This window comes from Ruegeria sp. SCP10 (genome assembly GCF_040329495.1).
GTDB lineage: Bacteria > Pseudomonadota > Alphaproteobacteria > Rhodobacterales > Rhodobacteraceae > Ruegeria.
In genome coordinates this window covers 1-10,625 of record NZ_JBDZYF010000025.1, presented here as the reverse complement: position 1 = coordinate 10,625, position 10,625 = coordinate 1, and the positions used below count along the sequence as shown (strand labels likewise).

Below are 10,625 nucleotides of genomic sequence, written 5' to 3'. Positions count from 1 at the left end.
CAAGCACCCGGCAAATCCGGCGCTCCGATACATTCATCTCGCTCCGGATCAGCTCGATGCAGGCTCGGCGACGTGCGGGGCTCTGAAGTTTCCCCGAGCTGCTTCCTTTAGAATGAGCTTGTCCAACGTCAGGTCCGATACAGCCTTTCTCAGCCGCTCATTCTCTTTCTGAAGCCGTTTGAGCTCCTTGAGTTGGGCCGTTCCCATCCCGCCATACTACTTGCGCCAACGGTAGTAGGTCTGCTCAGTTATGTGCACTTCGCGGATCGCATCAACGCGCGCTATTCCTTGTCCGGCAAGCACATCAACCTGCCGCAACTTCTGAACTATTTCCTCTGGCTTGTGCCGCTTGTTCGCCATTCTCTGTCCTCCGTTTCCTAAACATAACGGTGGACCAATTCAGATGCAGCACTCCACTGTTTTGAACCTATAGAGCCAAATTTCATATGAAAATTTTATTACAGTATCCACATGAAATAACGGATCCTCAGTTCTATCCTAACATAGGGTATAAGATGTATAGTTTAAGGATTTGTATATTGAACAAGCAACTGCAATACTTCAAAGTTCAAGTAGTATAATGTTTGTATCAATAACTGCCACCGCCACAATAGGCTCAAGATTTATAACACGGGGTTAAGCTATTGAAAACACTATACTCAAGAAAGGGATTTACGATTGAGCAAATAGTTTTTGGAGGAAGCCTAGGAGGGATACCGCATTTAAAATTGTATCTAGAAAATCGCAGAAAAGCCGCGGTCAGCAGCCTACTTTCTGACTTCACCGAAAAAAAGAAAGCGAGCGAACTAAAACTATACCTCGAAGCTTGCGATGATGCTACACGCCTATTGAACCTATACAGGCTGCGTAACAACATTAGCAAAAAGTAAAAAACAGTAGCAATGATTCACTCATTAGAAATAAGCGCCCCCGGCAGACAAAATAAGACCATTAATGTGAGAAAGGTGGTCACGAGTTTCGGACGTGAACTCGAAAACGATATAGTACTTCTTGGTGGAATAAAAGAGGACATATCATTTAGACTGCAAAACGATATCTGCCCCAAAATTACATTTACTGGCGGAAAGAGCGCCAAGGTCTTAACCCCAGGGTTATTTGCGGAAAAGTGTATACACCCTCGCAACAACGAAGCCATACCGATAAAGAAAAATTGCATCATAAAAGCAGGAGAGATCAACATAGCCCTTAAGTGTGAGGAACCGGCGCCCTTACTACGTGGTTGGAAGGAAAAACTCGATAGTCACTTGGAAAGTGAAACGTTAAAGGTAATCTTTCAAAACAGTCTAATCAGGGGTTCTCTATTGACCGCTTTCGTCTCTATCGCTGGTTTGTCAACACTGATATTAGTCGCACCACAAGATGCTAACCCCAAAAAAATTGAGACTTTTAAGTCTAGTGAAACAAATTCTAATGAATTGAAAGAACAAGAGGCAGTAAACCAAGACGAACGTAAAGTGATATTAAGTAAACTAAGCGGAAACCAGCATAAAATAGGCGTATTGCAAAAAGTTGATGGTCGATGGTCGGCTTTGTTCTATGTTGCCAATGCTGCCGGTAAAGAGTCTCTGGATGCCAAAATCGATACAATTACTCTTCCGTTTGAGGCGAAAATTTATCAGGACGATGTGCTCTTCGGACTAGTGACTAGGACTATTGAAGAGCAAGGAAGCAGCGCACGGCTTGTCAAAGTACAGGAAGGCAAAGCATCGATAGAAATCCATGAAAACGGTAACGCAGGAAAGATCGAGCTCAGGCGCAAAATAATTGCGAACGTGCCCGGAATTAACGCGGTCAATTTCAAAGTTGAACCTAAGGATAATACACAATACCTGAAAGAATCAATTTCAGCGATATGGAGTGGGACCAACAAGTATATAGTGTTCGAAGATGGAACAACAGCTTCAGAGAATCAAAAGATAAAGAAAAAATATCTGCTTAGAAAGATTGAGCGAAACAAGATACTTATAGAGGATGAGCAAAAAGAACTAACCTGGATCTACCTTGATGGCAACTGACTTCACCTATATTGAATGCGACTTCTTCGTACTCGGAAACTTATCCTCGTTGGCTATACGGAACGGCAACGGCGAGTCTTGTCTTAGGATGCTAAAATTCTTGCAATTAGCTAAGCCGAAGAACGCTGCGACCTTTCATCTGGAAGCAAGTTACTATCGGTCGATTGGTGAAAGAGAGCTAGCGCTAGCGTTTCTCGAGAGCAATAATATCTTCCAAATGGAGAAGAACCGAGATGCCGCGATTGCATTCCACTTGCTCTTACTGTTCGAGTTGGAGCGCATAGGCGAGGTCTCTAGACTTGGGCGGATTTACATAGAAGAGAATCTTGTTAATGAGCCGTCTGCGTTGAAGGTGATCGAGATTGCAATGGAGCGTGCTCACCGAGACATAGACGTTATGAGGGAAGGATAGAAAATGATCACGAATGCACAGATTTCGATCTCAACAGATCAGCAACGGACAGAGTTGTTCGATTTAAGATTAGGATTGTCTACTGCATTTCGAGACTATGAGGATCGGATAAAGGAAGGGATTGAAGAAACAATCAGACCAAATGGAAGCCTCCTAAGCACACCAAGAAGTACGCAACAGTCTCATAAGCTTTTGCAAGAAATTCATCGAACGCCTGAAGGGCGATCTTATGTGGATCTAGTGCGAAGATCAGTTCAGGAAATAGAGAGTCTTCGCAAGCAGAATATTTTAACGACTTACTCCAGCAAAGTCGAAAGTTTTAAGACGGAATTGGTAGTGAAGGGTATCAGTCGCGCTACTAGTAGCATACAGCAGATTTTGAGCTCGTCTCAATAGGGTTTGTGGAATAGCGCGGATGTGTCTTCGAATTAAATTGGGTCGTCAGCACTTATTGCGTGCACTTCTCACATTGGCCGTATTTTTTTGCTTGTCGGCCTGTCAAATTGAACTTAATTCGGGTTTGGAGGAGCAGTCCGCAAATGAGGTTATGTCAAAGCTGTTGTTGAATGGTATCGCAGCCAGTAAACGAATGGAGGAGGGTCGAACATACCGCGTACTCGTAGATGAAAGTCAGTTTAGTGAATCTGTGGAGCTTCTAAAGAGCTATGGTTTGCCCAGAAAAGAATATGATTCTTTAGGAGTAGTTTTTAAGGATGACGGCCTAATATCGAGCCCAGTACAAGAGTGGGCGAGATATTCGTACGCGAAAAGTCAGGAATTGTCAGAGTCCATCTCCATAATACCGGGAATTATAAGTGCTAAGGTTCACATAGCCAGGCCACAGAAAAAAACGGCCTTTGAAGATGCAATAAAGCCGAGTGCTTCAGTTCTTGTTACTATAAATGAGGGCCTTACAAGTTCTAATCTAGTAGAAGATGTTAAAGATTTAGTAGCACTTGGTGTTGAAGAGCTTAATCGTGATGATGTAGGAGTGGTGGTCGCTGCAGTACAATTCGAAAAACCTAAAGAACGGCTCATAAGTGTGTTCGGGCTCGTGATTCAAGAGGCAAGCAAGAAGCGCTTGGTCTGGTTTCTCTTGATGATGACCTTGTTGTTGGTGTCTCTGGTTACACTTCTCATAGTAATCGTTCTAAAGGCGAACCCATTTACCGGTAAAAAAACTAATGGACATAGCAACGTTTGAAAATTGGCCGGTGAAGTACGCTCGGCATCAATCCTTAGTGTCGCTTATTGGATCGCTGCCAATAAGTAGTTTTGATTCCTACCTGAACGATGATAACACTTTGGAGTATATAAATCAGGAGCTTCTCCGTTATGTTGGAGAGCTTCCTATAGTGGAAAGCCGTGTGCGATCTATCTTGTTTACTATCGCTACGCTGAGCGAGCAAAAATTTCGGTTATTTTTTCACCGATTGTCTGTGCTTGCCAGTCAAGATTACATTTTGGGTATCTATGAGGCGGAGAAACTAGTACCGATCGCCAACTGGTGTGAATCCAAAGATGTCTTTCAGTTGCTAGGCAAAGTGAGGGTTCAGAAGTTTATAGATTTAGATTGTTACCCAGATACCGTCCCGGAGCGGATGGAATTCCTTTCCAAGGAACTACTAAACTGCGCTCATAGCATTATGCCCAAACCCTTTTTAAGAAGGATGTTTCTCTTTCAGGGAAAGGATGCCGATTATCAACCGGACATTGTGGAGATGACAAAAGAGCAACTTGAGGGATTTTGGTCACTTATAGTGATAGGCTTTGAGGCCAAGCTTATTTAGGGGAATACAAATGAAATCTGTTATCATCGATGAAAATAACATGCCATCGTGTGGGATAGTTAGGTCGGATGTTATCAGAAATTCTTCCGGCGTAGAGGCGATAAGGATTAGAGGTGCAGAAATACTCGCTGATATGCATCGTAGAATGGTGCAATCTGTCTCTGAGGAGAAGAATAAGGGCTATACCGCTGGATTTCAAGAGGGCTTTGGAGTGTTGTCTAGTATTATTCAGGAATACGAGGATGCACTTCAAAAACTTGGAGAACAAGTAGATGATCTTTTATATAATTCACTTTCCAATCTACTTGGTTCTGTTGCGGACAAGGATCTATTCGCGGTTTCCGTAGGGAACGCATTGGAAGAGCTTAGAACAGGTTCTGATATACAAATATTTGCATCAGCCGAGGACGTTGAAAGCGTCAAGTTGGCGATCGATTTGAGTAGCCTAAGTGAGGCAATAAAAACCAAAATTACAATAGTAAGCGACAATCAAGTTAAAGAAGGTGAGTGCAGAATATGCACTGCAGATGAAGTTGTTGTGACGAGCGTGACTATTATGGTTGCAAACATATTCGCGAGTTTAGAAAGTAGCAAATTCACCACAACAATTTTGAAGTAATTGAGTTGAGGGTATCATACATGGAATCAACATATTCTAAGAAGGGCAGTATTGATAGATCGGTATTTTACGAACGAGGCGGTAGAGTACTTGACGCTACAGGCGCAATCGTGAGTGCGTCTGGTTGCTATAGTATCGGCTCAGTTTGCAGTGTTTCCCGACATAATGATGACCCTGTTCTTGCTGAGGTTGTGGGATTTCGGGAAGGAAAGTCTCTTCTAACACCATTCGGTCCACTCACTGGCATCTCACATCAATCTTTGATTACACAAGTGTCCTCAACCTTTGAGGTGCCGGTAAGTAACTCAATGATGGGAAGAGTTTTGAATGGGTTAGGTCAGCCCATAGACGGAAGGCCAGCTTACGGTATCGATTGTCTATACCCTTGCCACGCATTGCCGCCCGATCCTATGTCTCGACCAATTATAACTGAGGCTTTTGCGCTTGGTGTTCGCGCCATAGATGGACTGCTAACTTGCGGCCTGGGTCAACGATTAGGATTGTTTGCTGCGGCAGGGGGAGGAAAATCGTCTCTGCTGTCAATGATTATTAGGAACGCCGTGTGCGATGTGGTTATTGTTTCTCTAATTGGAGAACGAGGGCGGGAAGTGTTGGAATTTGTCGAGAATCTGCAGAAATCGGATGGCGTTCAAAACTCAGTCACCATCGTGGCAACTTCTGATCGACCAGCTGCTGAGCAAGTTAATGCGGCCTACACAGCTACAGCTATAGCGGAATACTTTAGAGACCAGGGAAAGAGCGTATTGTTGCTCATGGACAGCATCACACGTTTTGCTCGTGCCCAAAGGCAGATTGGTTTAGCTGCCGGAGAACCTCCTACCAGAAGAGGTTTTCCGCCTTCCGTATTTGAAAAACTACCTTTACTAGTTGAGCGCTCTGGTAGAGCATCAAGCGGATCTATAACTTCGATTTATACTGTCTTAGTGGAAGGAGACGACATGGCAGAGCCTGTAGCAGACGAGGTTCGCTCCTTGCTAGACGGTCACATTGTTCTTTCGCAAAAACTTGCCTCTAAAGGTCATTACCCGGCAATTGATGTACTTTCGAGTAGTAGTCGTGTATTCTCGAAAGTAGCCACTAAGGAGCAAGTTATTGCCGCAAATAATCTACGAGAGCTTATATCAAAATACGATGAGGTGGAGTTACTTGTTCAGATCGGTGAATATCAGTCGGGAGCAGACTCTAAAGCCGACAAAGCTATTAAAATGATGCCGGCAATAAACGCGTTCTTGCGTCAATCTTTGTTAGACTGTGCAGACTTCGACGAGACAATGCGCACCCTTACCAAGGTGGGTGGTGATGGAAAAAATTGATCAACTAATAATGGTAAAAAGCAATAGGGTTACGCAATCGCGGAGAAAGCTTAGGCTCTCTAGTGAGGAAAAACGAAAAGCCCAACGTGAGGTAGATGAAGCATCTCAATCTATTCAAGAATTTCGACGTGAAATTGAAAACTTGGAATTGAAGCTTTTGGCAAGGGTAATGAACAAAAAGATTACAATGGAAGACTTTAGAGAAATAGAGGCTAAACTTCGTACTGCTCAAGAAGAGGCGATAAAACGCGTACTAAGTTTTGAGAAAGCCAAAAAACGCCTAAGTGAGCGACTTCATTCTCAAGAAGTAAACCAAGGTCTATATTTGAGAGCCATAGCCTCTCAAAAGGCTTCGGCAATTTTTAAGGAGAAGACTCAAGACATAAATTTTCGAAGGATAAACTATGCAGAAGAGAACGAATTGGAAGACATACTTCAGTATAATCCAGGCGCAACGGGTATTTGAAAATTGGAAATCTTTGATCTTCTGACGGATGCCGAGAGTGAGAAAGTATCGTTGATAAACGATCTGACTGACAGAATCTTTGGCATTGAAATGCCATTCTATCGTGATTTAATGGAAGATCCAGAAATACATAAGATTTCTATAACTCAAGAATTAACAAACTTGCCAAAAGACATTTACTACAAGGCTGAAATAGTGACAGACTACGGAGTATTTAGCCTTTCACTGGGGAGCACACTAATAGATGAACTAAGTAACATTGCATTGCCAGGATGGCATGAAGAGCAACAAGGGTCAATATCTCAAACTGTTCGAGTATTGTACATATTCTCACGCATTTTCAGTGTCTCTGGTTTGTTCAAAAAGCATGTGAATATCTTATCAGTAACGGAAGATAAAAGTATAGTATTACGCCCAACCCCGCATAACATCGTCGGGTGTATACGTATCGGTAATTTGTGCTCCGGATTTTCACTTCACCTCCAGAAACCGGATTACGCAAGGATTAAGAAGGCCATTTACCTTAATGCCGATAAACCTACTAATCGGCTAGTGGAGTTAGATATTCCGATTGATCTGAGTATAGCAGGACCAACTCTCACACTCAGTGAGTTTGGAAGTGTTCAGCCCGGTGACGCGCTGTTACTGCAAGTTGGCTCACCTGAGCAGATGCCCATCACCTGCGATTTAGAAAATTACATTACTATTAAGGGAAAGTTAGACGATACAGGAAACATATTAATCGAATCGTTTAGAAGGGTAGGCTCGCAATTGGAACAAGATGAGTCCGATATTGAAAATAGTGAAAGTTCAGTTATTGATAGCGATTTTGCAGACCTATCAACAAACCAAGGTGATGTTGATGCTCGCAATGTATCTAGCATGGGAGATCTAGCTAACTTGCCAGTGAAGCTCTCTATTTGTTTTTCGCCTGAAAAGATTTCGTTACACAAGCTGTCACAGCTGAAATTGGGCAGTATCTTGGTAACTTCAATTGATCTCACTGAATCAATCATAATAAAGGCTAATGATAGAGCGGTAGGTAAGGGCGCTTTGCTCCGTATTAACGATTGCGTCGCAGTACAAGTCACACACTGGCAAAATTCGGAGCAAATAGACGATGACTGAATCTCCGGTGGTAATACCTACAATTCTGGCAATAACATCTCTGTCGTTTCTGCCATTTATCGTAGTTATGGGAACAGCATTTACAAAAATCTCCATAGTATTGATGCTGTTAAGGAACGCATTGGGTGTACAACAGGCCCCCTCTGGTATTGTAATAAATTCTATTGCTCTTTCTCTTACCCTCTTTATCATGTTGCCGGTAGGAGATGAGATTCTTTCTGAGCTGCGATCAGAGCATGCTGGGTTTTACGACTGGGAAAGTGCAGAGAGGGCCTTCAACATAGTCGCCTCAGTATTTTCTGACTACCTTCTTAAGTTTACAAATGGCCGAGAGCTTAACTTTTTTATCGATGCTGCTCACTCTATATGGCCAGAGAGCTATCATACTCATGCTACAAAAGACAATATTTTCATACTTTTGCCTGCACACGTTTCTTCGGAAATAGCCAGGGCCTTTGAGATCGCATTTCTAATATTCCTCCCATTTGTAGTGATTGACATGATTGTGTCTAATGTCCTCCTGGCAATGGGTGCAATGATGGTGCCGCCCATGTTGATCTCACTTCCAATTAAAATATTGCTATTTGTATCTATCGATGGTTGGTCAAAGCTACTTCATGGTCTAATATTAAGTTACAGCTAGGTAGAGTAATGAACCCCGAGGATATTTTCTATGCTGCTAAAGCTTCTGTTTACCTGATGTTATATTTGTCTTTGCCGATAATTGTTGCGGCTACCGCAGTTGGTCTTGTTATTGCTCTATTTCAGACTTTAGTTCAGCTCCAAGAGCAAACGCTATCCTTCACTGTAAAACTGGTGACAGCTATCGTCACTTTTTTACTTACTGGGGAGTGGATGTCTTCGCAAATAGTGATTTTTTTTAACGAGTTATTTGAAAGTATCGGAAAACACTAGGCTAAGGAATATGTATTCGAACTTATTGGAGAATAGCGATTCACTGTTGGCGTTGATTTTTTCTATCGTATTGATTTTTGCAAGACTGCAGGCCTTTTTCTATACCTCCCCGATATTTACTGCAAGATCCATGAGCCGTATAATACGGTATGGACTCATGATCTCCATTGCGATAGTTGCTGTGCCACCGGTTTATAATGATGTTGTCCTAAATTTGCCAAGTTTTTCACGGATGTTTTCCCTTTTGGTAAAGGAACTATTGTTGGGTTTTATGATGGGTATCGTCGTCTGGCTGCCTATTCGAGGGCTGGAGTTTGCTGGGGCTTTCTTGGACACACAACGTGGGAGTACAATGGCGCAAGACTTGGATGTTATATTCGGGTCACAGACAACTCCATCGGCGATCTTTTTAGCGCAGATATTCAGTGGCTATTTCTTCGCGACCGGTGGGATGCTTTTGATGCAGGACGTAATCTTTGACAGTTTGGTGAAGTGGCCGCCACACGCGATATCTGTACCCATGAATAAATCAAGCTTTTTGGCTATTATGGAGCTTGCAGGTGGCCTGCTAGTTTCGGCGTTACTAATTGTGTTTCCAATAGCAGGTCTGATGTTCTTTGCTGATATTGTGGTGGCCTTTTTGGCCAAAAGTGCGCCCTCTTTAAATGCGCTTACGCTAGGGATGCCAATCAAATCAGCTGTTCTTCTTTTTATGCTGCTTTTTTATATAGACATAGTTTTCCCGTTCATATTACATTCTTTCGTTGAATCTATAGATGTAATCGATAGGTCATTTGAAAGTGAGTGAATCGGGAGAAAAAACTGAGCAGGCGTCGGAGAAAAAGATTCGAGATGCAAGGAGGCAAGGGCAGTTACCTCAGAGGAAAAATATTTTAGAGGCAATTCTGCTAGTGCAGGTTATTCTTAGCCTATTAGTTTTCTCGGAAATGATCTTAGTAGAAGTTCAGGCGATTGCTGTACTAGCGGTAAAAGGAACTGGACAAACTTTCGGAGATGTAATTGGAGCGATGGCCGCCCCTGCGAGAAAGCTTACCTTTCTCGTTTCGGGTATTCTGGTAGTGACATTCTTTACCACTCTCCTTTTTGGCTTGTTATTAAACAAATTCAATTTCTCCATCGCTTCTATTGCGCCGAAGTTTGAAAAGTTTAATCCGGTGTCGGGACTTAAGAATATATTTTCCAAAAATACATTTTATAATTTCTTGCGATTAACGCTTTTATTTCTTCTTATTTCAGCCGCATCCCTTTTTCTGATTACGAGAAACTTTCGAGACGTTCTAGAAGCCAGCTTTTGTGGATTGGCTTGTAGCTCTGATCTATTTCTAATCTTACTTTTTAAATTGGTTTTGAGCTTTCTTTTTCTTCATGTAGTATTCGCTGCGCTAGATTACAAAATACAAAATTTAGTTTTTCTCAGCCAACACAAAATGACTAAGGATGAAGTCAAACGCGAGCACAAACAAGCAGAAGGCGATCCTATGTTGAGGTCTGTAAGGAAATCAATAGCTAACGAAGATTCACAACTACCTACAATTGATGAAGCTACTCATGTTGTCTTCGGCAATATGGTGCTAGTGGCAATTATTTACTACCATGGTCATAATATGTTACCTTTTATGGTTTATAAGTCTAAGGGCGCTAACGTTGCCAATATTAGGTCGTTGGCAAAAAAGAAAGGTATTTTGACTGTGAATAACCCGAGTGTAGCTTCGGAGTTTTATAAGATCGGAAGTGTAGGTAAATTTATGCCTGCTAAGTCAGCGAAAGGAATGCATATAATTCTGCAATCTGTCTAGGTCATGTTGACAAATGACGCAGCCAGAGGCGGATTGATGTGATGTCGATGAAGCCGAGGTAGCTTTCGGCTGTCTTGTCATATCGTGTTGCGACACGGCGGGTATTCT

General features: G+C 42.5%; 12 protein-coding genes and 2 pseudogenes. 12 read left to right on the top strand and 2 right to left on the bottom strand.

Annotated features, from left to right (window positions below; translation table 11 throughout):
• Positions 1-360 (bottom strand): annotated as a pseudogene (locus ABLN87_RS21535) (transposase); the annotation flags it as partial.
• Positions 361-902: 542 nt separating this feature from the next.
• Here ABLN87_RS21535 and ABLN87_RS21530 point away from each other — a divergent pair.
• The 12 genes from ABLN87_RS21530 (at position 903) to ABLN87_RS21475 (ending at position 10,517) form a co-directional block, all read left to right on the top strand.
• Entirely contained in the window at positions 903-2,036 is a 1,134-nt protein-coding gene (locus tag ABLN87_RS21530; protein ID WP_353014131.1) for a hypothetical protein, read from the top strand.
• Positions 2,026-2,448: a hypothetical protein gene (locus tag ABLN87_RS21525; protein WP_353014129.1), complete on the top strand. Its 423-nt coding sequence runs from the start codon at positions 2,026-2,028 to the stop codon at positions 2,446-2,448. Before ABLN87_RS21530 ends, ABLN87_RS21525 begins: the two co-directional genes overlap by 11 nt.
• 415 nt (positions 2,449-2,863) lie before the next feature.
• Complete coding sequence (sctJ, locus tag ABLN87_RS21520; protein ID WP_353014127.1) at positions 2,864-3,652, top strand: type III secretion system inner membrane ring lipoprotein SctJ; 789 nt, start codon at positions 2,864-2,866, stop codon at positions 3,650-3,652.
• On the top strand, positions 3,633-4,238 hold the full coding sequence (locus tag ABLN87_RS21515; protein ID WP_353014125.1) for a hypothetical protein: 606 nt from the start codon (positions 3,633-3,635) through the stop codon (positions 4,236-4,238). The genes sctJ and ABLN87_RS21515 overlap by 20 nt, the downstream gene beginning before the upstream one ends.
• A gap of 10 nt (positions 4,239-4,248) precedes the next feature.
• On the top strand, positions 4,249-4,857 hold the full coding sequence (locus ABLN87_RS21510) for a hypothetical protein (protein WP_353014124.1): 609 nt from the start codon (positions 4,249-4,251) through the stop codon (positions 4,855-4,857).
• 20 nt (positions 4,858-4,877) lie between these two features.
• The gene (locus ABLN87_RS21505) at positions 4,878-6,191 is read left to right on the top strand and encodes a FliI/YscN family ATPase (protein WP_353014122.1); all 1,314 of its coding nucleotides are present in this window, start codon (positions 4,878-4,880) and stop codon (positions 6,189-6,191) included.
• A complete protein-coding gene (locus ABLN87_RS21500; protein ID WP_353014120.1) occupies positions 6,178-6,657 on the top strand; it encodes a hypothetical protein in 480 nt (159 codons plus the stop codon). The genes ABLN87_RS21505 and ABLN87_RS21500 overlap by 14 nt, the downstream gene beginning before the upstream one ends.
• 3 nt (positions 6,658-6,660) lie before the next feature.
• The gene (locus ABLN87_RS21495; protein ID WP_353014118.1) at positions 6,661-7,785 is read left to right on the top strand and encodes a FliM/FliN family flagellar motor switch protein; all 1,125 of its coding nucleotides are present in this window, start codon (positions 6,661-6,663) and stop codon (positions 7,783-7,785) included.
• The gene (gene sctR, locus ABLN87_RS21490; protein WP_353014116.1) at positions 7,778-8,428 is read left to right on the top strand and encodes a type III secretion system export apparatus subunit SctR; all 651 of its coding nucleotides are present in this window, start codon (positions 7,778-7,780) and stop codon (positions 8,426-8,428) included. Before ABLN87_RS21495 ends, sctR begins: the two co-directional genes overlap by 8 nt.
• A gap of 8 nt (positions 8,429-8,436) precedes the next feature.
• A complete protein-coding gene (locus tag ABLN87_RS21485) occupies positions 8,437-8,700 on the top strand; it encodes a flagellar biosynthetic protein FliQ (protein WP_353014114.1) in 264 nt (87 codons plus the stop codon).
• 10 nt (positions 8,701-8,710) lie between these two features.
• Positions 8,711-9,508 (top strand): EscT/YscT/HrcT family type III secretion system export apparatus protein, encoded by a 798-nt coding sequence (locus tag ABLN87_RS21480; RefSeq protein ID WP_353014112.1) that lies wholly within the window; start codon positions 8,711-8,713, stop codon positions 9,506-9,508.
• A complete protein-coding gene (locus ABLN87_RS21475) occupies positions 9,501-10,517 on the top strand; it encodes an EscU/YscU/HrcU family type III secretion system export apparatus switch protein (protein ID WP_353014110.1) in 1,017 nt (338 codons plus the stop codon). Before ABLN87_RS21480 ends, ABLN87_RS21475 begins: the two co-directional genes overlap by 8 nt.
• Before the next feature lies 1 nt (position 10,518).
• Here the strand turns inward: ABLN87_RS21475 and ABLN87_RS21470 are convergent.
• Positions 10,519-10,625 (bottom strand): annotated as a pseudogene (locus ABLN87_RS21470) (IS5/IS1182 family transposase); the annotation flags it as partial.

What these genes read in the sequence shown, in the direction of transcription:
- ABLN87_RS21530 (WP_353014131.1), top strand. Translation starts at nt 903, where the DNA reads ATGATTCACTCATTAGAAATAAGCGCCCCCGGCAGACAAAATAAGACC.
- ABLN87_RS21525 (WP_353014129.1), top strand. Translation starts at nt 2,026, where the DNA reads ATGGCAACTGACTTCACCTATATTGAATGCGACTTCTTCGTACTCGGA.
- sctJ (WP_353014127.1), top strand. Translation starts at nt 2,864, where the DNA reads ATGTGTCTTCGAATTAAATTGGGTCGTCAGCACTTATTGCGTGCACTT.
- ABLN87_RS21515 (WP_353014125.1), top strand. Translation starts at nt 3,633, where the DNA reads ATGGACATAGCAACGTTTGAAAATTGGCCGGTGAAGTACGCTCGGCAT.
- ABLN87_RS21510 (WP_353014124.1), top strand. Translation starts at nt 4,249, where the DNA reads ATGAAATCTGTTATCATCGATGAAAATAACATGCCATCGTGTGGGATA.
- ABLN87_RS21505 (WP_353014122.1), top strand. Translation starts at nt 4,878, where the DNA reads ATGGAATCAACATATTCTAAGAAGGGCAGTATTGATAGATCGGTATTT.
- ABLN87_RS21500 (WP_353014120.1), top strand. Translation starts at nt 6,178, where the DNA reads ATGGAAAAAATTGATCAACTAATAATGGTAAAAAGCAATAGGGTTACG.
- sctR (WP_353014116.1), top strand. Translation starts at nt 7,778, where the DNA reads ATGACTGAATCTCCGGTGGTAATACCTACAATTCTGGCAATAACATCT.
- ABLN87_RS21485 (WP_353014114.1), top strand. Translation starts at nt 8,437, where the DNA reads ATGAACCCCGAGGATATTTTCTATGCTGCTAAAGCTTCTGTTTACCTG.
- ABLN87_RS21480 (WP_353014112.1), top strand. Translation starts at nt 8,711, where the DNA reads ATGTATTCGAACTTATTGGAGAATAGCGATTCACTGTTGGCGTTGATT.